This is a genomic window from Brevibacterium permense (assembly GCF_025506275.1).
Taxonomy (GTDB): Bacteria; Actinomycetota; Actinomycetes; order Actinomycetales; family Brevibacteriaceae; genus Brevibacterium; species Brevibacterium permense_A.
The window spans coordinates 1-22,073 of record NZ_QYCP01000081.1 but is presented as its reverse complement, the minus strand read 5'-3'; the positions used below and the strand labels follow the sequence as shown (position 1 = coordinate 22,073).

Annotated in this window: 22 protein-coding genes; 9 read left to right on the top strand and 13 right to left on the bottom strand. The window is 66.3% G+C overall.

From position 1 onward, the window contains the following. Positions 1-14: 14 nt before the first annotated feature. The 4 genes from purU to D3I60_RS06405 all read left to right on the top strand — a co-directional run bounded on the left by purU (position 15) and on the right by D3I60_RS06405 (position 2,767). Positions 15-869 carry a formyltetrahydrofolate deformylase gene (purU, locus tag D3I60_RS06420; protein ID WP_262775311.1) on the top strand — a complete coding sequence of 285 codons (855 nt, stop codon included), beginning with the start codon at positions 15-17 and terminating at the stop codon, positions 867-869. A gap of 157 nt (positions 870-1,026) precedes the next feature. Continuing rightward, positions 1,027-1,695: a GntR family transcriptional regulator gene (locus tag D3I60_RS06415; protein WP_262775310.1), complete on the top strand. Its 669-nt coding sequence runs from the start codon at positions 1,027-1,029 to the stop codon at positions 1,693-1,695. 397 nt (positions 1,696-2,092) lie between these two features. Beyond that, entirely contained in the window at positions 2,093-2,470 is a 378-nt protein-coding gene (locus tag D3I60_RS06410; RefSeq protein WP_262775309.1) for an FAD-dependent oxidoreductase, read from the top strand. A gap of 9 nt (positions 2,471-2,479) precedes the next feature. Next, entirely contained in the window at positions 2,480-2,767 is a 288-nt protein-coding gene (locus D3I60_RS06405; protein ID WP_262775308.1) for a hypothetical protein, read from the top strand. Positions 2,768-2,843: 76 nt separating this feature from the next. On the opposite strand, the gene D3I60_RS06400 is transcribed toward D3I60_RS06405, so the two are convergent. The 5 genes from D3I60_RS06400 to D3I60_RS06380 form a co-directional block, all read right to left on the bottom strand. Next, positions 2,844-3,833, bottom strand: a complete 990-nt coding sequence (locus tag D3I60_RS06400; protein ID WP_262775307.1) for an Ldh family oxidoreductase — start codon at positions 3,831-3,833, stop codon at positions 2,844-2,846. A gap of 80 nt (positions 3,834-3,913) precedes the next feature. Further along, the gene (locus D3I60_RS06395) at positions 3,914-4,114 is read right to left on the bottom strand and encodes a hypothetical protein (RefSeq protein ID WP_262775306.1); all 201 of its coding nucleotides are present in this window, start codon (positions 4,112-4,114) and stop codon (positions 3,914-3,916) included. A 184-nt stretch (positions 4,115-4,298) separates the two neighbouring features. After that, positions 4,299-5,684, bottom strand: a complete 1,386-nt coding sequence (locus D3I60_RS06390) for an MFS transporter (protein WP_262775305.1) — start codon at positions 5,682-5,684, stop codon at positions 4,299-4,301. Continuing rightward, entirely contained in the window at positions 5,681-6,253 is a 573-nt protein-coding gene (locus D3I60_RS06385) for a TetR/AcrR family transcriptional regulator (protein WP_262775304.1), read from the bottom strand. The genes D3I60_RS06390 and D3I60_RS06385 overlap by 4 nt, the downstream gene beginning before the upstream one ends. A gap of 171 nt (positions 6,254-6,424) precedes the next feature. Next, complete coding sequence (locus D3I60_RS06380; protein ID WP_262775303.1) at positions 6,425-7,348, bottom strand: IclR family transcriptional regulator; 924 nt, start codon at positions 7,346-7,348, stop codon at positions 6,425-6,427. A 114-nt stretch (positions 7,349-7,462) separates the two neighbouring features. On the opposite strand from D3I60_RS06380, the gene D3I60_RS06375 reads away from it, so the two are divergent. The 3 genes from D3I60_RS06375 to D3I60_RS06365 all read left to right on the top strand — a co-directional run bounded on the left by D3I60_RS06375 (position 7,463) and on the right by D3I60_RS06365 (position 9,309). After that, complete coding sequence (locus tag D3I60_RS06375) at positions 7,463-8,044, top strand: dihydrofolate reductase family protein (RefSeq protein ID WP_262775302.1); 582 nt, start codon at positions 7,463-7,465, stop codon at positions 8,042-8,044. Between the two features lie 193 nt (positions 8,045-8,237). Further along, positions 8,238-9,035, top strand: coding sequence for an ABC transporter ATP-binding protein (locus tag D3I60_RS06370; protein WP_262775301.1), 798 nt, complete (start codon positions 8,238-8,240; stop codon positions 9,033-9,035). An 82-nt stretch (positions 9,036-9,117) separates the two neighbouring features. Beyond that, positions 9,118-9,309 (top strand): hypothetical protein, encoded by a 192-nt coding sequence (locus D3I60_RS06365; protein ID WP_039211572.1) that lies wholly within the window; start codon positions 9,118-9,120, stop codon positions 9,307-9,309. A gap of 7 nt (positions 9,310-9,316) precedes the next feature. On the opposite strand, the gene D3I60_RS06360 is transcribed toward D3I60_RS06365, so the two are convergent. Both D3I60_RS06360 and D3I60_RS06355 read right to left on the bottom strand, forming a co-directional pair. Continuing rightward, positions 9,317-10,264 (bottom strand): threonine/serine dehydratase, encoded by a 948-nt coding sequence (locus D3I60_RS06360; protein ID WP_262775300.1) that lies wholly within the window; start codon positions 10,262-10,264, stop codon positions 9,317-9,319. 145 nt (positions 10,265-10,409) lie between these two features. Beyond that, positions 10,410-11,774 carry an MFS transporter gene (locus D3I60_RS06355; RefSeq protein WP_262775299.1) on the bottom strand — a complete coding sequence of 455 codons (1,365 nt, stop codon included), beginning with the start codon at positions 11,772-11,774 and terminating at the stop codon, positions 10,410-10,412. 354 nt (positions 11,775-12,128) lie between these two features. Here D3I60_RS06355 and paaZ point away from each other — a divergent pair, with 354 nt between their 5' ends. Continuing rightward, positions 12,129-14,165, top strand: coding sequence for a phenylacetic acid degradation bifunctional protein PaaZ (gene paaZ / locus D3I60_RS06350; protein ID WP_262775298.1), 2,037 nt, complete (start codon positions 12,129-12,131; stop codon positions 14,163-14,165). A gap of 95 nt (positions 14,166-14,260) precedes the next feature. Here paaZ and D3I60_RS06345 read toward each other — a convergent pair whose 3' ends face one another. Genes D3I60_RS06345 through D3I60_RS06335 form a run of 3 tightly spaced genes read right to left on the bottom strand, consistent with a single transcriptional unit; the run spans position 14,261 to position 18,479 of the window. Continuing rightward, positions 14,261-15,226: a diacylglycerol/lipid kinase family protein gene (locus D3I60_RS06345; RefSeq protein ID WP_262775297.1), complete on the bottom strand. Its 966-nt coding sequence runs from the start codon at positions 15,224-15,226 to the stop codon at positions 14,261-14,263. Next, positions 15,223-16,869 (bottom strand): FAD-binding oxidoreductase, encoded by a 1,647-nt coding sequence (locus tag D3I60_RS06340; protein ID WP_262775296.1) that lies wholly within the window; start codon positions 16,867-16,869, stop codon positions 15,223-15,225. Before D3I60_RS06340 ends, D3I60_RS06345 begins: the two co-directional genes overlap by 4 nt. Before the next feature lie 5 nt (positions 16,870-16,874). After that, positions 16,875-18,479, bottom strand: coding sequence for a glycerol-3-phosphate dehydrogenase/oxidase (locus D3I60_RS06335; protein ID WP_262775295.1), 1,605 nt, complete (start codon positions 18,477-18,479; stop codon positions 16,875-16,877). A 67-nt stretch (positions 18,480-18,546) separates the two neighbouring features. Between D3I60_RS06335 and D3I60_RS06330 the strand changes: the two genes are divergently transcribed. Next, positions 18,547-19,290 carry a TetR/AcrR family transcriptional regulator gene (locus D3I60_RS06330; protein ID WP_262775294.1) on the top strand — a complete coding sequence of 248 codons (744 nt, stop codon included), beginning with the start codon at positions 18,547-18,549 and terminating at the stop codon, positions 19,288-19,290. A gap of 31 nt (positions 19,291-19,321) precedes the next feature. Here D3I60_RS06330 and D3I60_RS06325 read toward each other — a convergent pair whose 3' ends face one another. From D3I60_RS06325 to paaI, 3 genes are all read right to left on the bottom strand, one after another. Beyond that, on the bottom strand, positions 19,322-20,023 hold the full coding sequence (locus D3I60_RS06325) for a TetR/AcrR family transcriptional regulator (RefSeq protein WP_262775293.1): 702 nt from the start codon (positions 20,021-20,023) through the stop codon (positions 19,322-19,324). 107 nt (positions 20,024-20,130) lie between these two features. Next, positions 20,131-21,426, bottom strand: a complete 1,296-nt coding sequence (gene paaK, locus D3I60_RS06320; protein ID WP_262775292.1) for a phenylacetate--CoA ligase PaaK — start codon at positions 21,424-21,426, stop codon at positions 20,131-20,133. 174 nt (positions 21,427-21,600) lie between these two features. Then, positions 21,601-22,073 (bottom strand): hydroxyphenylacetyl-CoA thioesterase PaaI (gene paaI / locus D3I60_RS06315; protein WP_262775291.1); only part of this gene is annotated, 473 nt, incomplete at its 5' end.

The following is a 22,073-nucleotide window of genomic DNA, read 5'->3' as shown; positions in this document are numbered from 1 at the left end:
AGGAAGATTCAGACATGCAGGACTACATCTTCACCCTCGAATGCGCAGAGCGCCCCGGCATCCTCCACTCGGTGACCGGTGCCCTGCTCACCCACGGAGGGGATATCAAGGAACTCAAACAGTTCGACGACCAGTCGACGCGGCAGCTGTTCCTGCGCATCGACTTCAGCGTCTCCGACGAGCCCGGCAACGGGATCGAAGCGCTGCGCAGCGACTTCGAGGCGCTCGGCGAGGAGTTCGGGGCGACCTGGCAGCTGTGGCCGCAGGGGCAGAAGCGGCGGGTGCTCATCATGGTCTCGAAGTTCGAGCACTGCCTCAACGATCTGCTCTTCCGGGCACGGGTCGGCGAGCTGCCGATCGAGATCGCCGCGGTCGTGTCGAACCATCCCGACCATCGGGAGCTCGTCGAATGGCACCACATCCCCTTCTTCCGGATCCCCGTGACGAAGGAGACGAAGCCCGAGGCCGAGGCGAAGCTGCTCGAACTCGTCGACCGCTTCGAGGTCGACCTCGTGGTGCTCGCCCGCTATATGCAGATCCTCTCCGATGACCTCGCCCGCGAACTCACCGGACGGGCCATCAACATCCACCACTCGTTCCTGCCGTCGTTCAAGGGGGCGAAGCCCTACCACCAGGCGTGGGAGCGCGGAGTGAAGACCGTCGGGGCGACCGCGCACTTCGTCAACAGCGAACTCGACGAGGGGCCGATCATCGCCCAGCAGCTCGTCGAGGTCGACCACGCCTTCGCTCCCGAGGACCTCGTGGCCGCCGGCCGCGATGCCGAGTGCAAGGCGCTGTCCAATGCCGTGAAGTGGCACTGCGACGGACGCGTGTTCCTCTCGGGCAAGAGGACGATCGTCCTGCGCTAGAACCTCTGTGGCGCCGACCGCTCAGGTTGCCGTCGCTGTACCGCGTTACGCGGCGAGCGGTCGACGGCAACCTGAGCGGTCGGCGTATCCACGGTGCCGAGGGGACGGAGCCCATGAAACCACTGCAAGCCGCCTCGGCGTGGATAGACTGTCGACTATGAGCGAGACCCAGACCGAGATCGGCCCGCGCATCGGCGACCAGGTGTTCGAAGCGCTCCAGGCGAGCATCCTCTCCGGCGAATATCGCAGCGGAGATCGACTGCGGATCCGCCAGCTCGCGGCATCCTTGGGTACAAGCGTCATGCCCGTGCGGGAGTCGCTGGCCAGGCTCGAGGAGGTCGGACTCGTCGAGACCAGCCCGCACCGCGGGGCCGTGGTGAAGGAATTCTCCGCCGAGGAGCTTCTGCAGATCTATTCGGTGCGTCGCATCCTCGAGGTCGAAGCGACGGGCCAGGGTGCGCAGAAGCTCGATGAGACGGGACGGGCACGACTCGATGAGGAGTTCGCGGCGATGGAGGCGGCTCTCGACTCCGGTGATGCCTCGGAGTATCTCGATCACGACGAAGAGCTGCTTGCGACGATCTATTCCGCCTCGGGCAATCCCGTCCTCGTCGAGACGATCCGGACCCTGTGGCTGCGCTGCCGGGCGTACAAACTCGTCGGTGCCAGGCGGGAGATCGCGGCCGACGCCAAGGCGCCGCTGCTCAAGCACCAGCGTCGACTCATGGATGCCGTCGACGCCGGTGACCCGGGGGCGGCCGCCGAGGTGACCGAGGAGTCCTTCGACGACGCCGTCCGCCGCATCCGTGCCGGGTTGGGCGACTGAAGGTCGAACGCTGCGGGGCGGATCCGCTCAGACTTAGGGGACGATCCTCTCAGGCTGGGGGCCAGGCAGGCGGCTAGTGGTCACTTTCGGAGAGGTTCCAGCAGATATAGGTCACGATCGGATACTTTTCCTGCCGAGAAGTGTCCAGTAGCGACCTATATTTCGGCGCAACTATCCGATAGCGACCCAAGTTTCGGCGCAGGGTTAGCCATGCGTGCATGACTGATCCGCATGGCTGATTTCGGAAGTCGGCGACCGTGAGATTTCGCCCGAAGCAGGTCCCTCGAAATCGGATGTGATCAAACACTTGCAGATGAATGTGATCACATCCTATTCTGTGTGCAGATGATCCGCGTGAAGATGCGCGGACGCTCAGAGAAGAGAGGGGGTGCTCCCCATGAAAGATGCCGTCATCGTCGGCGGCGGACTCGCCGGACTGTCAGCAGCATGGCGACTGCGCAATTGGGATGTGACGCTGCTGGAATCGGGTTCCCGAGTCGGCGGTCGGATCCGTTCGGAGAACCGCGGACGCTATTTCCTCAACTGGGGCGGACACATGTTCGCCGGAGGCAAGACAGCGACGAATTCACTCATCACCGAGACACAGACCCGCTCGTCGGAGATCCCCGGATCGCTGTCTGCGGTGTCGATGGACGGCAAGCTGCTCATCGACGGACCAGTCCAGTCGTATCCGTTCAGGATACCCATGTCACTGAAGGATCGGGCCTCGATGATCAAGGCCGGAGTCAAGGTCTCCGCCGACGTCCTCCGCTAGGCCAACGCCGTGCGACTGCGCCCGAACGAGAGCTCGGAGATGCGTCAGCAGAGGATCTACGACTTCGAGAACGACCGATCCTTCGCCGACTACATCGGGGAACTGTCCGAGGACGCCGAGGCGATGTTCCGCCCGACGATCACCCGTTCGGCCGCTGACCCCGATGAGCTCGCCGCCGGTGCCGGCATCGGCTACTTCAGCCTCGTGTGGAACATCGGCCAGGGTCTCAACCGCAGCATCGGCGGGGGACCATCCAACCTCATCGAGTCGAGCGCTCATTCCGGCTTCAGCCACTGATGCCGACCGCTCAAGTTGCCGTCGCTGTAGCGAGTTATGTGGTGAGCGCTCGACGGTAACTTGAGCGGTCGGCGGCTCAGGCGCGGCTGCGGGTGAGCAACGCTGAGTGGAGTTCCTCCGGCAGCTCGACGACTTCGAGGCTGCGTTTGCGGCCGAAATCGAAGCCGAACCGTGCATGCAGACGGTCAAGATGCTCGGCGACCCGCTGCGAATAGTCAGGGTCGAAGGCATCTGCCGCGATCGCGATGACGAACAGTCCCGTCCCCGGACTCTCATGCCCCGAGTCGAAAGCCGTCGCATCGACGGAGAAGCGGCCCCCGCCGTGGACGGCGAGGAGTTCGATCATGAGTGCGACATTGCTGCCCTTGACCCCGCCGAACGGCAGCAGAGAACCGGCGAGGGCGGCCTCGGCATCGTTCGTGGCCGCTCCGTCGGGGGCGAGCGCCCACCCGTTGGGGATCGTCTCTCCCCGATCGGCGGCGTCACGGACGTTGACCCACGCGGTCGCGCTTGTAGCCTGATCGAACATCCGCGGGCCGTCGGCATGGGGAACGGCGAACGAGAACGGGTTCGTTCCGGTCGCCGATCCCGGTGCGCCGAACAGCGACATCAGCGCCGGTGAGTTGGCCCCGGCAAACGCCACCAGGCCTCGTTCGGCCAGTCGCGTCGTAAAGTAGCCGAGCTCTCCGGCGGTGAAGGCGTTGGCGATGTTGAGGACGGAGATGCCGAGCGTCGCGGCTGACGAGGCGAAGTCGTCGATGGCTGCGTCGAACGCGAGCTGCGCGGTGCCGCGATCGGCGTCGACGTGGTGTGCTGCCGGCAATTGGTTAGTCACCTTTGGCTGCGCCTGCCCGTTGATGCGGCCGGCCTCGAGGCCGTCGAGATAATCGACGAGGTGCGCCGTGCCTACGGCGGTCTTGCCCCGTCGCTCGGCCGCCAGGGTCGCGTCCGCCAGAGACTGTGACATCGCGGGTGACCCGCCGGCCGCGGTGATCGCTGCGATGCACAAATCACGCAGTTCGGTAACTGTCAGGGACGCGGTCGAGGAATCAGAAGTCTCCGGCATGCCCTTCACGCTACCGGAGTCCGGGTGTTCGAGGGGAACAGTCTGGCATGGGAGCGGGGCGGCTCACTTGGCTGAGCAGCCTACCTGAACAGATCCCAGATGCTGAACGTAGTGCGTTTGTAGACCGCGTTGCGTGCGGCACGCTTGGGGTTCTTCACCACGCCCATTCCGCGCTGACCATAGCCGGGTACGACCGCCTTCTTGACGGCGCGCTTGGCACGTCCGGTGGTTCGTGCCTTCAGTGAGCGTTTCAACGATGGCTTGCGCATACCGAATCTCATGGCGCCCCCTTTCTCTCGTCCGCGACCTCCGCCGCCACGGCAGGTGTCACAATGACAATAGTGTGATGCGGGACTGCCGTGAAGAGCAGCGCGAGCTCCCGGAAGACGCGCGCAGTTGACAGAATTGTCCATCAGCTCATCAGCCGCCACAGATTCCCGCGTCCGCCACCGAGGACGGAGTGTGTCATCTGCTCGCCGGGCGCCGCCGAATCGCAACAACGGCGATGCTCAGTGCAACAAGCGGAATGGCCAGGAATCCAGCGGCCGTATAACCGAACTCGTCTGGCACCAGCGAGTCAGCAGGGGTTGCGGTCGCCAACAGCAGACCGGCGAGAGCGCTGCCGAAACTGAAACCGCTGGCACGAACGATCTGATTGATCGAGAGGACACTTGAGGTCTCGGATTTCGGCACACCGTCGAGGATGAGCCGCGGCATGATCGCTGAGACGCCGCCCACGCCGAAGCCGAGCAGGCTCATCGCAATCAGTACGACGATGAGCGAGTCCGGAGAGAAGGCGAATACGGCCATCCCCGCGATGACAGCTGCCGAATGGATCGCAAAGGTCCACCGCGCCGATGTCTTCTCCGCCAGGGACGGGGTGGCCCGACCCGCGACGAACCCGAGTGCGGAGAAGGGAATGAGCGCAGCTCCGGCAGCGGCTCCGGTGAGGCCGAAACCGTATCCCGAATTCGCCGGAGTCTGCACATAGCGGGTGAACAGCGAGAACAGCAGATACATCGCGACTGCGGAGGCGAGCATGGCGATGTTGGCGCGCAGCACATTGCCCGTGAGGAAGAGACGCAGGTCGACGAGCGGTGATGTCGTTCTGCGCTCGACTGCCGCCCAGCCGGCGAAAGCGGCAATGGCCGCGATGAGTATCAGTGCGCCGATCCACGGCTGTTGCCACACCGAAGGCTGAGCGACGACCATGAGCACGCCGAGGATGCCGAGCGCCAAGAGCAGCGCCCCCGCAGAGTCGATGCGGACTCTCTGCCGCGAATTGCTGCCCGGGAGGGCTAACCAAGCGAGGACGAAGGCGGTCAGAGACAGCAGGAAACCGAGGCCATAGGCGATGCGCAGACCTGCCGCTTCATCGACGAAGCCCATCAGTGGGTACGCCACGCCGATGCCCACTGTGGACGCGACCGACACCGTCGCGATCGTTGACTCGGCACGAGAAGCACTCAGGTGATCGCGCGCAATGCTCATGAGAAGCGGGGTGACTCCGAGACCGAGTCCCTGAAGTCCGCGACCGATGATGAGCACGGCGAAATGGGCGGGGACTGCGGTCAGCAGTCCGCCAAGGGCGACGAGTCCCAAGGCGATGAGCACCGTCGCCCGACGTTGTCGACCAGCGCCGAGGCGGCCGAGCACCGGTGCCGTGACCGCGCCGGTGAAGAGGGTGATCGTCAGTGTCCATTGCGCCACCTCGAGCGGCACGTTGAGACCGAGTGCCGCCGAGGTGATGAGCGGTGCACCGACTCCGCCGATGACAGCGCCGAGGAGGGCGATGACGATGATGGAACGCGAAAGTGTTCCTTCGGTGGGGCTGCTGTTCGGGGAGGTCATCGGTTCGTCTGATTATCGATGTGGTCGAACAGACCGGGGTGAATCAGAGTGCGGATGCCGCCGGCCCAGTCTTCGTCGACCTCATTGATGTCCAGAGCCGCTCCGACGTTGAGCAGCATGCCGAAGGCGAGGAAGGTCTTGACGGTGACCGGATCGAGCTCGGTGCTGTCGGCGACGACCTGCCACATGTGAGCGAATCTCTCGCGAACTGCCCTCTTGACCTCGGCGTCTCCGCAGGCCGCGAGCCCCTGCAACTGGAGGAGCAGCGAATGCCGATCGGTGAGCAGATCATAGTACTGAGAACCCATGACTTCGAGCGCCTGTCGACCGGTCTTCCCCTCGGCGGCTGCGAGCATGGCTTCGCTGACCCGGTCGAAGGACTGGGCGACGAGCTCGAGGAACAGTGCCTTCTTCGTGCCGAACATGCGGAAGATGTACGCCTGCGTGATCCCTGCCTCCCGGGCGATCGCGTCAGTCGATGCGCCGTGCAGTCCATGTTCGGCGAATTCCTTCGCAGCGAGTTCGCGAACCTGTCTGCGGCGATCTGCGCCGCTCATCCTCTGTGCCATGGGAATAAATTATCAGTTAGTGACTAGTAACTAAAGGTGCTGCCACGAAGATGCGAGTTGGTCGCTTTCACGGTGGGGGTGCTTCCTGCGGGTGGATCTATCTCTATCCAACAGCGGAATTCGAGGTGGATCCACCCGCAGGAGTCATGCGCGAGAGGAGCAGAGCGCGCCTCAGAGGTCGCCGGAGTCCGGGGCGAGATCGGACTGGGAGCTCAGCGCCTCGGCGATGGCCCTCGACTCACGGCGCAGCAGAGCGACGAGGCGTTCGACCCGGGAACCGGTGACACGGTCGGCGATCGAGGCGATCGACAGGGCCGCACGCGGTCGGGAGCCGCGGATGCGCAGCGGAACCGCGACCGCCCACGACCCTTTGGCGAAGAGCCCCGGATTGTGGACGAAGCCGTCGACGCGGGCCTGATCGATGATGTCGCGCAGGTGCGGGACGGAGACCTTCGGATACCGCTCGGCGAGGATCTCGGCGTTGGCCTCGAACTGGGCGTCCACTTCGGCGGGGGAGAGCTCGGAGAGGATCGCCAGCGATCCGGCGCCGATGCCCAACGGGTGGCGGTCGCCCACCGACAGTGCGTTGTTGAAGATCTCACCGAAGCCCTCCTCGCGGCGGGCGCAGATCGAATAGCTGCCCGTGCGCAGAGTGAGAAACACGGTGTCCTGACTGAGCTCGGCCAAGCGCAGCAGACTCGACTCTGACTCCGTGACCAGCGGGTCCACCGATTTCTGGGCCAGCTGACCGAGGATCTGCGACTGCACGCCGAGGCGGTACCCGCCCTCTTCGAGGCGTTCGACGTATCCCATGGCGATGAGCGCCTGGAGCATGCGGTGGACGCTGGCTTTCGGGCGGCCGCTGATCGAAGCGAGCTCGGACAGGCTCGCTCCCTCGCGCCGCTCCCCGGCGATGAGCCCGACGAGGTTGAGCAGCGTCAGCGCGCGTTGGATGCTCTGAGCGCCCGTGCCCGGTTCGAGGCTGTCGACGGCGTGGGCGACATTGAACGAAGCGGACCGACGCAGCAGCCGACCGCGCATCTTGATGCGATATTCCTCGCGGAGGTCCTCATTCGAATCGGCGCCGTTGTGCATGTCTCCATTATGGACCGTCGTCGGAACCGGTGCTCGGGGGTGGTGTACGCGGCCGCCGAAGCGCACACTTGGACCACCGCACCCACTTCGGGGTGCGTTCTGACAGGAGCGACCATGTCCGCGACCTACACCTTCGATGTCTTCATGAGCCTCGACGGGTTCGCCTCGATCATCCCCGAAGGCGATTGGGGAGGCTACTGGGGCAAACAGGGCCCCGAACTGCTCGACCACCGGCTGCGAACCTACAGTGACGACTGCCGTTTGGTCCTCGGTGCCACCACCTTCCGCGAATTCGCCGCCATGCTCGCCGCTGCTGACGAGTTCCCCGATGTGCTCGACCCCTGGGTGACGGCCATGAGACAGAGCCCGACCACAGTCGTCTCGACCACTCTGGACGAGCCGCTTGATTGGCCCGACGCCACCATCGCTCGTGGCGACGCCGCCGATGTGGTCGCTGCGCTGAAGGACGAATCAGATGTGCCGATCCGCTCCCACGGATCCCTGTCGATGAACCGAGCGCTCATGGCCGCCGGACTCGTCGACCGAGTTCAAGTCACCGTCTACCCCGTTATCACAGGTCAGACCGGGACTCAGCCGGTCTTCGCCGGAGCCGCGGATTTCGACCTCGACCTTCTCGAATCGACGCTGCTCGACGGAAGCATTCAGGAACTCATCTACCGGCCGAGACTGCACTGACTGGAACCCGGCATCGGCTCGTTCCAGCGGTCCAGGATATGGAACGCCGGTCTCTCGACCCGGCGGCCGCCTCGGCGAGGTGGGCCCTAGAATCGGATCGGCCCCACCAGACGGTGGGGCCATCGATCTGAGAGCCGACGATCCCGGCGCCCGCAGGCAGGGTCCGGTTCGGAAGGGTGAGTGAGACGTGGCAATGGCCGTCCTCGATATCGCTGATGTGACGTTCCGGCGGGGGCAGACGCAGATCCTCCACGGCATCGATCTGCGCATCGACGCCGGCGAGCACTGGGTGCTCATCGGGCCGAACGGGGCGGGGAAGTCGACCCTGCTGAGTTTCGCCTCGGCGCAGGTGTTCCCGACCTCGGGCACCGTGGATATCCTCGGATCACGCATGGGCCGAGTCGAGCTCGCCGCGCTGCGCCGCCTCATCGGACACGTCAATCCGCGCCATCCGCTGCGCTCGAACCTCACCGTCCGCGAGGTCGTCCTCACCGGGCTGACCGGCACCGTTGAACGTCCGATGCGGTGGGAGCCCTCACCGGAGGATGTTGCGAAGGCCGATGCCCAGATCGCCGAGGTGGGGCTGACGTCCCGCGCTGACGCCGGGTGGAAGGTGCTGTCACAGGGGGAGCGCGGGCGTGCGCTCGTCGCTCGGTCGCTTATTGCCGCCCCTCAGCTGCTGCTCTTCGACGAGCCGACCACCGGACTCGACGTGGCCGCTCGCGAACAGCAGCTCGAGACCATCGACGCCCTGTCGGTGCGCTCGCCGGAGTTGTCGACGCTGCTGGTCACCCACCATCTCGAGGAGATCCCGGAGACGACCACGCATGCCGCGCTCATCTCCGACGGGCGGCTGACCGCGGCGGGTCCCATCGCCGAGGTGCTCACTTCTCAGCAGATCTCCGCCGCCTTCGACCACCCGATCGAAGTGGGCTTCGCCGACCGTCGCTGGTCCGCCCGGGCTGTCCGTGCCGCCGCAGTGCTCGGCTGACGAACTGCGTCCGTGCTAAGGATCGGCTGGGACGATCACCGTGCGCATTGCACGGCTGTGCACTCGGGCCTAGGCTTGGGCTATGAAGATGAGTACCGTGTGGAGCATCATCGGCGCGATCATCGCCATCATCATCGCGTGGTGGGTGGTCAACGTCGCGTTCTCCATTGCGTGGTTCCTCGTCAAGGCCATCATCACCGTCGTCGTGGCGCTTGCGATCTTCGGCCTTATCAAGGCCTCGCTGAAATCGAAGGACCGCGACCGAACGCGCTGACTGCGTCTCAGAGATCACCGAGGCTCGTGTTCGCCCCGCAGAGGACGACGCAGACCTTCTCTCCCGCGGCCGGCACATAGCCGCCAGTTGAATTTCCGTCATCGGCACCGCGGACTCCTGCCAGGGCAGTTGCCGCTGCATGCTCGACCGCCAGTCGGTGTTCGTCCCACAGTCGCTGCCGTGCTTCGACGATCACGTCGTCGCTGACCAGCACCGATGTGACCAGATCCGACCGTGCCGCCTCCAGTGCCAGCGATGTGGCGCGCCTGGCACCGAGCGAATCTGCGGCTACCGAATCGACTGTGACGTCGACCGGTTCGCCCGCTTCGATCGCTGCACTCAGCGCTCGACAGTTCTCCGGCTCGACCGCCACTGTTCGCACCCCGTGATGAGTCGCGGCCGTCGCAACTCCGGCGAATAGTCCGCCCCCGCCGACCGATACGACGGCCGTGTCGAGATCGGGCACTTGCACCAGGATCTCGGTCATCAGGGTGCCCGCACCCGCAGCGATGAGCGGATGGTCGTAGGCGTGCGAGGCCAGCGCCCCCGATGAGTCGACGAATTCCTGGCAGGCGGCGGCCGCCTCGGCGAATTCGGAACCGACCAACTCCACTCGCGCGCCATACGAACGCAGCCGTTCGACCTTCACGCTCGGCGCGGTGGTCGGCAGGAAGACGGTCGCCGGCACACCGGCGGCACGTGCCGCCCATGCGCACGCGAGTCCGGCGTTGCCGCCCGAGGCGATCGTGACTCCCGCCTCGGGGAAGGTGCCTTCGGCAAGGTGAGCCTGGATGAAGTTCTGCGCACCGCGGGCCTTGAACGTGCCGGTGTGCTGCATGAACTCGAGGGCGAAGAACAGGCCGTCCTCACCAGCCGGGGCCACGGTCACCGGGCGCACCCGGCCGGCGATCCGTGCGCCGGCGGCTTCGATATCGGGATACGTCAGCTCAGTCATCCCATCAGCCTATGCGAGAGCTGCTGAGTGGGTGCGCCGCCTCGGTGGATTGTTGGGTCGATCCACGGCGTTTCAGGCGGAGGAATCACCGTGGATCGACCAGGAAATCGAAGTGCAGGTGAGGAACCAGGGGTTCGCGGCAGTCTCAGTGATGCTTCGTCAGGCCGAGGTCGTTGCCCTTGGTCTCCTTGACGAGGCTGACGCCGATGAGCGAGATGATGCACACGATGATCATGTAGATCGCGATCGAGATCGACTTTCCGGTCTCGGCGAGCAGGGTCTCGGCGATGGTCGGGGCGAAAGCACCGCCGAGGATCGCGCCGAGCGCGTAGCCGATCGAGACGCCCGAGTAGCGGACCTCGACAGGGAACATCTCCGCATACATCGCCGACATCGGGCCATAGGACAGGCCCATGCCGACGGTGAGGACGAAGATGCCGATGCCGTACATCCAGATGTTGGCCATATCGATCATGAGGAAGGTCGGGATGAGCCACACGATGAGCAGGACGTACCCGATCTGGAAGGTCCGCACGCGACCGAGCTTGTCCGACAGCGCACCGCCCCACATGGTGAAGACCAGCCAGCCGAAGCTCGCGAGCGTCGTCGCCAACAGCACGGGTGCACGGTCGAGGCCGACGGAACCGCCCTCGGCGATGGGGCGCGAGGCGTAGGCGGCGAAGAACGCGATGATCATGTAGCCCACGGCGTTGTTGCCGATGAAGATGAGCGCGGAGAGGACGACTTCCTTCGTGTTCTTCTTGAACAGGGTGCCCAGCGGAGCCGAGGACTCGGCCTTGCGTTCGGCGAGCTCGGCGAAGACCGGGGACTCCTCGACCTGCCGGCGGATGTAATAGCCGACGATCACGAGGACGACGGAGAAGAGGAACGGGATCCGCCAGCCGAAGCTCGCGAACTGTTCGGGGGAGAGGACCGTGGTGAGCACCCAGATGACCCCGGTGGCCAGGATCATGCCGACCGGCACGCCGATCTGCGGGTAGGCACCGAAGATGCCGCGCTTGGAGATCGGAGCGTGTTCGACCGACAGCAGTGCGGCCCCACCCCATTCGCCGCCGGCGGAGAAGCCCTGCAGGATCCGCAGCAGGGTGAGCAGGATCGGGGCGCCGACGCCGATCATCGCGTAGTTCGGGAGCAGACCGATGAGCGAGGTCGCGGCCCCCATGAGGATGAGCGTGAGCACGAGCATCTTCTTGCGCCCGATCCGATCGCCGAGGTGGCCGGCGATGATCGCGCCCAACGGGCGGAAGAGGAACGAGATGCCCAGAGACGCCCACGCCATGATCTGACCGAGGGCCGGATTGTCCGCGGCCAAAGGGCCGAAGTATTGAGCGGAGAGGACGAGGCCCGCGGCCTGAGCGTAGATGAAGAAGTCATACCACTCGATGGTGGTGCCGACGAGAGTGCCGGCGAGGACCTTACGTTCCTCGCGGGTGGTCGTATGTGGGGTGGCCGGATTCGGAGTGACCGGGCCTGAAGCGGTGGAGGACATGAGCGGAACCTTCTGTTGCTGGGCGACTTTGCCGGGTGCCGTCTCCGGAGGCGGTGGTCCTCGACTCTGAGTGATCGCCGGTGCCTCGGGTCTGGCGGCGGACCGATGGACGTCCGCCTCGACTGACTGCCTGGTCAGTAATTGAGAACGATCATAGGTCAGAATGCACCCCCGTGTCACTCGTGAATCGACGAGGCGCGCCGAGGATGTGCCGCGGTTCCATCCGATCGCCTTGGTCGAGACAGCCCATGACAATTACCGACCGATTGGTTAGTATATGTCTAGGAATCGGCAGCGGTGCCGAATGCGGCCGCCGTGGACCGGGAGACGTCGTTTCACCAGGGAGAGCAAAGCATGACCGAAATCCTCAGTTCCTATGTGGCCGGAACCTGGCACACACCGGCGGCGACCGAGTCCGCCCGGCCCGTCCGCGACGCCGGCACCGGAGACCTCCTGCACTCGGTGAGCTCGGCCGGAGTCGACTTCGCCGCCGTCGCCGACCACGCCCGGACCACCGGCATCGCCGAACTGCAGAAGCTCACCTTCCACCAGCGCGGCGTGATCCTCAAGAAACTTGCGACCTACCTCATGGAGCGCACGAAGGACTACCACGAGATCTCCTTCACCACCGGCACCACCAAGCGCGACGCCTTCGTCGACATCGAAGGCGGAATCGGCACACTCTTCACCTACTCCGGCGTCGCCCGCCGCCAGATGCCGAACTCGACCGTCCACCTCGACGGCGGAGTCGAGCGCCTGTCGAAGAACGGCACCTTCGTCGGCCGCCACATCCTCACCTCCCGGCGGGGCCTCGCGCTGCAGATCAACGCCTTCAACTTCCCCGTCTGGGGCATGCTCGAGAAGTTCGGGCCGATGTTCGTCGCCGGCGTCCCCGTCGTCGTCAAACCCGCCACCGACACCGCCCACCTGACCCATGCGGTCGTCGCTGACATGATCGAATCCGGTCTGCTCCCTGCCGGCGCAATCCAGCTGGTCTCCGGTGACGTCACCCCGCTCTTCGACCACCTCGCCGAACAGGACGCGATCGCCTTCACCGGTTCCGCGAACACCGCCCGCACGCTGTCCGCCCTCGACTGCGTGACCCAGCGCGGCACCCGCTTCTTCGCCGAGGCGGACTCACTCAACTTCTCCCTGCTCGGTCCCGATGCCGCACCCGGCACGGAGGAGTTCGACTTCTTCGTCTCCGGCGTCGTCGCCGAGATGACCGTCAAGGCCGGACAGAAGTGCACCGCGATCCGCCGCACCTTCGTGCCCGAAGCCCACGCCGAGGCGGTCGGTGAAGCCATCACCGCGAAGCTCGCCACCCAGGGCGTCGGCGATCCGCGCGAGAAGTCCACTCGTCTGGGCCCCGTCGTCTCCGACAAACAGCGCACCGACGTCCTCGACGCGGTCGACCAGATCATCGCCGGGGGAGCCCGCGTGCTCACCGGCGGGCGTGAGGAATCCGATCGTCTGGCTGCCGAGCACGGTGGCGCCTATGTCGCGGCCACCGTCCTCCAGGCCGATGACGCCTGGTCCGATGCCGTCCACGACATCGAGGCCTTCGGTCCCGTGACCTCGATCATCACCTATTCCGACACCGAGGATGCCGTCCGTCTGGCCGCCCGCGGCCGCGGCTCCCTGGTCGGCTCCGTCGTCACCCACGACCGTGAGTTCGCGACCGAATTCGTCCGGAAGATCGCCCCATGGCACGGCCGTGTGCTCGTACTCGATCGTGACGATGCCGAAGAGTCGACCGGTCACGGTTCGCCGTTGCCGAACCTCATCCACGGCGGCCCCGGACGGGCCGGCGGCGGTGAGGAGATGGGCGGACTGCGCGGCGTCGAGCACTTCATGCAGCGCACCGCGATCCAGGCCTCCCCGGACATGCTCACCGCGATCGGCGGGGAATGGGTCAACGGATCGGAGCGCCGCCTCGGTGATCATCCGTTCACGAAGTCGCTTGCGGACCTGCGCATCGGCGACACACTCGACTCGGAATGGCGGGAAGTCACTCTCGACGATATCGAGCACTTCGCGAACTTCACCGGGGACACCTTCTACGCCCACATGAACGAAGAGGCAGCAGCCGCGAATCCGTTCTTCCCGGGACGCGTGGCGCATGGCTACCTCATCGTGTCCTTTGCCGCCGGACTCTTCGTCCAGCCGGACCCGGGCCCGGTGCTCGCGAACTACGGGCTCGAAGGACTCAACTTCATGACGCCTGTCTCCCCAGGTGACAAGCTCAAGGTGACGCTCACCGCCAAGCGCATCACTCCGCGTGAGACCGACGAATACGGTGAGGTCCGCTGGGACGCGCAGGTCGTCAACCAGAACGACGAACCCGTGGCGAACTACGACGTGCTCACCCTCGTGGCCAAGGAGTACTGAGGGCCGGCTGAACCGCCAGGTATGACGATGCCCCGCGCTGAGGATGCAGATCCTCGACGCGGGGCATCCGTCGTTCAAACCGCGGGCATCGCCGGTTAAGAGGCCCGGGGGACGCGGACCTTGAGGGAGGACGGGCGGATCGTCACTGTTGCCGGGGTCTGCGCGACCGCGTCGCCGTCGGCGACGATCTCGACCGGCGCGGCCCCGGCGGGAGTGTCGATGCGGATCTCGCGAGCCCGGCTGAGATGGATGCTCGGATGATGGTCGTGCTTGCCGGACATGAACGCGACGAGCTCGACGGCGAGCTTCGGCAGCCACGACTCCTTGAGGAGGACGACGTCGATGAGTCCGTCGTCGATCGCCGCCTCCGGTGACAGTGTGAGCCCGCCCCCGTAGCGGCCGGAATTCGCGAACCCCGCGGTCAGGCCCCGGAAGTCGAGGCGCTGTCCGTCGACTGTCAGCTCGAGGTCGATGCTCCTCGGCGGCAGGATCGCACGCAGGATCCCGTACAGGTACACCCACTGGCCCCGGACGACCCTGGTCGAGTTCGCATGCCGCTGGACGGTCGAGTCGAGGCCGAGGCAGACGTTGCCGAGGCTGATCGTGCCATTGAGATCGAGCACGTCGATCACTCGATCGCGGCCGTCGGCGATCGTGGCTGCGGCCTCTTCGACGTCCTTCGGGATGCCGAGTTTGCCGATGAGGTCATTGCCGCGGCCACCGGCGATGACGCCCAGCGCCGTGTCCGTATCGACGAGGCCGGCAGCGACCGCCCTCGCCAACCCGTCACCGCCGAGTGCGCCGACGACCTTGGCGCCCTCGGCGGCGAATGCTGCGGCGAGCTCCTTCGCATGTTCCTCGCTCGTGCTTCTCACAAGCCGCGCCTCGAGGCCGTGTGCTGCGAAGGCGTGGACGAGCGGATCGATGCGTCTGAGCACCGCTCCGCGCCGTGCCGTGGGATTGAGGATCACGGGCACGACTGCCGGATCGGCGACCCGCCGTGCCCAACCCTGTTCTGCGGGATCCGTGCCGAAGTCGCCGTTGCCTTCGATGCCGCTCACAGTCGATCCGGTCCGTTCATCAGCTTGCCGGGGTTCATGATGCCGGTCGGGTCGACCTCGGCCTTGGCTGCGCGCAGCATCCGCAGCCACATCTGACCGGTCTCGGCGGGCAGCCACGGAGCGTGGTCGGTGCCGACGGCATGGTGATGGGTGATCGTTCCGCCGCCCGCCATGATGGCGTCGCTGGCCGCGGACTTCAGCGCCTTCCACTGGGCGATCTCCGACCCGACCTCCTGCTTGGCGAAGACCGTGTAGTACAGCGAACAGCCGGTGGCGTAGAGATGCGAGACGTGGCAGAGCACGAATGCAGGAGTGCCGCGCTCGGCCATCGCTTTCTCGATTCCGGCGCTGATCGTGCCGTGGAGGTCATTCACCTTCGACCATGGGGCCGAGGTCTCCATCGTCTCGACGATCATGCCCTCACGCAGCAGCTGATCCCGCAGGTACGGAGTCGAGAAGCGGTGCTTCTCCCACGAGGTCTCCGGAATCGCGCCGAGGTTGACGCCCTTGTGCCTGCGCACGATCGAACGGCCCCGGAAGCGACGCGCACGCACATCGGAGGGGGTGCCGTCGTAGCGGACGACGAGGAGGCAGGGGGTCGTGAGGCCGCGGGCGCGCAGGTAAGCGAGAACGCCCTTGCGCTGCAGCTCGCTGCCGAGCTGCGCGAGACCGAACGCGGTCTCGTTGACATCCGAGAGACGGGCGATGTCGAGGTGCAGTCCCGACTGCTCCATCTCTCGCAGTGCTGCGCTGCCCGAGGTGAAGTCCGGGAAGAACCAGGAGTCGCCCTGCACTGTTTTCGGCACGCGATGGATCCGCAGGGTCGCCTCGGTGATGATGCCCAGCGTTCCTTCGGAGCCGACGAACAGCTGGCGTGGATTCGGTCCGGCCGCCGTCGCCGGGGTGGTGCGCAGCTCGACGGGACCGTTCGGGGTCGAACAGCGCAGACCGTAGACGTTCTCATCGATGCGGCCGTACCCGGTCGACTGCTGACCGGCCGAGCGGGTGGCGACCCAGCCGCCGACGGTGCTGAACTCGAAGGACTGCGGATAGTGGGCGAGCGTGAAGCCGCGAGCCTGCAGCGCCTCCTCGAGGTCGGGTCCGAAGACTCCGGCTTGGACGGTGGCTGTCAGCGACTCCTCGTCGATGTCGATGATCCGGTCGAAGCGGGCCAGGCTGATGCTCACGACCGCCGCGAACTCGACGCGCACGGCATCGATGCCGCCGACGACGCTGGTGCCGCCGCCGAAGGGAACGACCGCCACGGATTCCTCGGCGCACAGCGCGAGGAGGGCGTCCACCTCGGCGTTCGAAGCCGGGTAGAGCACCGCATCGGGAGCGGTGACCAGCTCGCCGCTGCGCAGCCGGATGAGGTCGGGCAGGCTGCGCCCGGCCGCATGGGAGACGCGGACGGCGCGATCGTCGCGGACGAATTCGTCGCCCACCGCCTCGGCGAAACGGGCCCTGACTGCGGACGGCAGGACTGATTCGGGCAGCTCGACGTCCTCGAGCGCCACATGCGGCCTGTCGACTCCGGCCGGCCACCCGCAGTGTTTGCTCAGTATCACCTTCGCGCCGGGTTTGACCGGGCCGTCGTGGCCGTCTTCGCCCCAGCCCCACCAGCGCATACGCGGCTTGTCCATGGTCGTCATCCTTCGTGTCGTGATTCGGTGGTGAGTTCCGGAGCGAGCCGGGCCACAGCGTCATAGAGGTCGGCGCGGTCGGCGTCGACGAGTCCCCACCGGGTCCGCCGGTCGATGACGTCCACGACCGTCAGCGCCAGTTCGTGTTCGACGGCGAAACGGACCTCCGCGCCGGTCAGCGGGATGCCCTCGCGCACGGGTTCGTTGAGGGAGGGGTCGGCATCGCCGTAGGCTGCCACCTTCGCCGCGTCGGTTCCGTAGATGGCGACGAGGCGGTCGGGCAGGCCGGGTGCAGGTGTGCCCTTGCCGACGAGGCCGAGTTCGGTCGTCCGGCATGCTCCGGCGCGCAGTCCGCCGACCTTGACGACGTCGTCGACGGCGTCTTCGGCCATGCGTCGGTAGGCGGTGAGCTTGCCGCCGACGATCGTCAGCGCCCCGGTCCGGGAGTCGCGCAGCAGGGCGTGTCTGCGGGAGAGGTCGGCGCTGCTCGAGGTGTCGCTCGTCTTGATCAGCGGGCGGAAGCCGGCGTAGCCGCCGACGATGTCGTCAGTGGTCAGCTTGTCGTCGAGGACGGCGTTGATCGTGTCGAGGAGGAACGCCTCCTCATCGCCGTCGGGAAGGGCACGGTCCGGGATCGGACCGTGGTGCGGATCGTCGGTGAGGCCGATCATGACCAGACCGTTGTGCCACGGCACGGCGAAGACGTAGCGGCCGAAGTGACCGGGCACCGGGGCGGTGATCGCGGCCTGTGGGTCGCCGAGGCGGGCGGCGGGAACGAGAATGTGCGAACCCTTGCTCGGTGCCAGTTCGACCTCGTCCGAGAGAGTGTCCGACCAGACGCCGGCGGCATTGACGATCTGTCGGGCGCGCAGCGTGTGCTCCTGTCCGGTGAGGCGGTCCCTGATGTGAACACGGGTGGGTTCGATCTCGGTCGCCTCGGCATAGGTGATGACACCCGCACCGTGTTCGGCGGCGGTCCGGGCCAAGGCGACGACGATCCGTGCGTCGTCGATGAGCTGGCCGTCCCAGCTGAGCAGTCCGCCGCGCAGACCGTCGGTCGCCGTCGTCGGGGCGAGCTGCCGGACTTCGGCGGCCGAGACGCGGCGGGGATGGGGGAGGAGCTCCCTCGGGGTGCGGGCGAGCATTCGCAGGAGATCGCCGGCGTGGAAGCCGGTGTTCGTCATGGCGGCCTCGACGCGGCCGATCCCCGGGTGCAGCGGGAAGATCATCGGCAGCGGCCGGATGAGGTGCGGGGCGATGGTGTTCATCAGCCGGCCGCGTTCGACGGCCGACTCCCAGGCGATCCCGACGTCGGCCTTCGCGAGGTAGCGGAGTCCCCCGTGGGCGAGCTTCGAGCTCCAGCTGCTCGTGCCCGAGGCGAGGTCACCGCGTTCGACGAGGGTGACAGAGAGTCCGCGGCTGGCCGCGTCCAGAGCGACGCCGGCGCCGGTGAATCCACCGCCGATGACGACGACGTCGGAGATATTCGCCGAGGCGGCCGCGATGTCACGTTCGCGCTGAGCGGCGCTGAGGGACGAGGTGCTCGCTGTGGCTTGGGAGCCGAGTCCCGCCGAGGCCGTGGGGCCGTGGTCCGCATTGGTGGAGGTCATTCCCGCTCTTTCTGGCACGATGCCGTACCAGTTTGCATTCGGCGATCAGTGTTGTCAAGATCACACTGTGACTAAAGAAGGACGCCCCTACGCGGGAGCCAGCCGCGAGGCACGGGAGAGTGCTCGCCGGGAGCGGATCATCGCAGCAGGGATCGAACTGTTCGGGACTCAGGGGTACCGGGCGGCCACAGTGGGCGCGATCTGTGAGACCGCAGGGCTGAACAAGCGCTACTTCTACGAATCCTTCGCCACCTTGGAGGATCTCCTCGTCGAGGTCTACGAGCGGGTGGTGGCCGATCTGCGGGCCGCGGTGCTGGCCGGTGGTGCGGCCGATGCAGGGTGCTCTGAGACTGCGACGAAGGCGCAGGGTGGCGAGTCGACGACAGCATCAGGGGCCGACACCACGGCGACGCCCGGTGTCGAGATCGCCGCGACACCCGGCGCCGAGGCCATGGCGGTGCTGCGCGGATTCATGGGCGGGTTTCTCGGCTGGGCGCAGGAGAACCCGGTCTTCGCGCGAGTCCACCTCTTCGAAGTGCTCGGAGTCAGTGCGCGCATCGACGAGCTCTACCGTCGGCACGGTCGGGTGATCGGCGGCGAACTCGCCGATGCGCTCTGCGTGGCCGTCTCGGGCACCGTACTCACCGGCACGCGGCAAAGAGTGCTTGGGGACCTGCTCGTCGGCGCCGGTATCCAGATCGTCGTCGACTGGGTGATCGGCGACTATCAGCCGCCGAGGCAGGAGCTGCTGTCCGAGATCGAATCGACACTCGGCTGGGTTCTGACTGCGGGAGCGATCGGGGAAGGCTGAGCCTCGGGTGTCAGGGCCCGACCTTCAGGCTTCAGGACTCCAGCCCCTGGAAGGCCATCGTCGTGACCGCCTCGGCGATGGTGTCGGGATCGACGGGGTAGCTGGGCCGGTACCACTCGGTGATCGAGTTGACCATGCCGAAGAGCAGACGGGTGATGAGCCCGGGGGTGAAGTCCGAGCGCAGACCGCCCTCGCTGATGGCGGCCTCGACGAGGGCGCGGACCTTCGCATCGATGTTGCGGCGGGCTTCGAGGGCCTCGCGTTCCAATGGTGAGTTTCCGCGCACGCGCAGCAGCAGGGTCACCGAATGGTGGTATTCGATGAGGATGACCACGCTGGCGCGCACGGCCAGCTGCAGGCGTTCGAGCGCGGTGACATTCTCGCGCAGGCTCTCGGTCTCGACGGCGGAATCGAGGGCACGGATGCCGCGGCTGATCGCGAGATGCAGCAGCTCTTCCTTCGACTTCACATGATGGTAGATCGCCGACTTCGTGATGCCGAGCTCACGGGCGACCGTGTCCATCGACGTGCCATCGTAGCCGCGGGAGACGAAGACCTCGGTCGCCTTGTTGATGAGCGTCTCCCGGTCGTATCCGGGACGGCCGCGGCGCGAGCGTTTGGGGGCGGCCGCCTCGGCGGGGGTCGTCGGGGGCGTCGACGCGGCGGTCGTCGATTCCGCGGACGACGTCGTCGAGTCCGGGGCTGTCGACGCAGGTGAGGACGATTCGGGCATGCGCATCAGTCTAATCGGCGGCCTCGGTGAGTGCCGCGATCCACGTCACAGCACTCACCTCGGCGCACGTCCGCGGCGCCGCTTCAGCGCATGCCCTGCGCCTCATCTCAGCGCACGCCCTCGCGGCGGTCGATGATGCGCTTCATCTTGCCGACCGAGCGCGGCAGATCCCCGGGCAGCTTGATGTCGATGGCGCAGGAGACGCCGAGGCGCTCCTTGATGCGAGCGGCCACGAGCTTGTCGAGGCCCTCGAGCTCGACGGCACCGACGCCTTCGCGGGCCTCGACCTCGACGGTCATCTCATCCATCCGGCCCGGGCGGGTGAGGATGAGCTGGAAGTGGGGGCTCAGCGGTGCGAACTCGAAGAGCACGGTCTCGACGTTCGCGGGGTAGACGTTGACGCCGCGGATGATCATGAGGTCATCGGAGCGACCGGTGATGCGCGAGATGCGGCGGAAGTTCGGGCGCGCAGTGCCCGGCAGCAGGGTTGCGAGATCGTGCGTGCGGTAGCGGATGATGGGCAGCGCTTCCTTCGTCAGCGAGGTGAAGACGAGTTCGCCTTCCTCGCCGTCGGGCAGCACCTCGCCGGTGAAGGGGTCGACGATCTCCGGGTAGAAGTGGTCCTCCCAGATCGTCGGGCCGTCCTTCGTCACTGCGGACTCGCAGGCCACACCGGGTCCCATGACCTCGGAGAGGCCGTAGATGTCGACGGCGTTGATGTTGAAGGAGTTCTCGATCTCCTTGCGCATCTCGTCCGTCCACGGCTCGGCGCCGCAGATCGCGGTCTTCAGGCTCGTCGAGGTCGGGTCGATGCCCTGCTTGTGGAATTCGTCGAGGATGGTGAGCAGATAGGTCGGGGTGGCCGTGATGATGTCCGGCTTGAAGTCCTGGATGAGCTGCACCTGGCGCGGGGTCTGACCGCCGGAGATCGGGACGACGGTGAACCCGTGACGCTCCGCCCCGTGGACGCCGAGTCCGCCGGTGAACAGGCCGTATCCGTAGGCGTTGTGCATCATCTGTCCGCGCTTGCCGCCGGCACCGAGGATGGACCGCGCGATGAGGCTGCCCCACCGATCGAGATCGCCCATCGTGTACCCGACAACGGTCGGCAGGCCCGTCGTTCCCGAGGAGGCGTGGATGCGCGCGACCTGTTCCTGCGGGACGGCGAAGAGCCCGAACGGGTAGTTGTCGCGCAGGTCCTGCTTGGTCGTGAACGGCAGCTTCGCAATGTCATCGAGGCTCGTGATGTCCGCCGGCGTCACGCCGAGGTCGTCGAAGGCCTTCCGGTAGAACGGCACCCGTTCGTACACCGAGGACACCGTCGTCTTGAGGTTCTTCAGCTGGCCGGAGCGCAGCTCGTCCAGGCTCATCCGTTCGCCGGCGTCGAGGTCGGTCTCAGTCATCATCGTCTCCTTGCGAATCTCTTCTGTGTGTCAGATCCAAAGACCGCCGAGGTGGTCCACCGTTCTTCGGTGTCCGGTCGTCGACGGGTGGTTCGGTGGGGGTGGTCCGGATCGGCTGGGTGCCGGACGTGGGTCGGGAGGTCGTGGGGTTGGCGGTTGCGGGGCTGGTCGGGTCTACTTGCGGGCGGGCAGTGTGCGGGAGCGGCCGCGGTAGGTGGCGATGATGTCGGAGCCGCGGGTGACGGTGACGTCGTAGATGCCCGAGCGACCCTGCTTGATGACCTCATGGCCGCGGGCGACGAGCTGATCGCCGAGGTACGTGGGCTTGAGGAAGTCGATGTCTCCGCCGGAAGCGACGGTGATCGAGCCGGGGTAGTTGCAGGCCATCGCGAAGGTCGTGTCGGCGAAGAGGAAGACGTAGCCGCCGTGGGTGATGTCGTGGCCGTTGGTCATGATGTCGGTGACCGTCATCGAGCACTGCGCCCACCCGGGTCCGTGGTCATCGACGGTGATGCCCAGGTGCTGGGAGGCGCGATCATTGGCGAACATCGCGGCCGCACCGGTGAGTTCCGTCTGTGGGACTGCCCCGGCGGTGGATGCCTCGGTGGATCCTGTGGGACCGGGCTGGGGAGCGGCCTCGGCGGGGG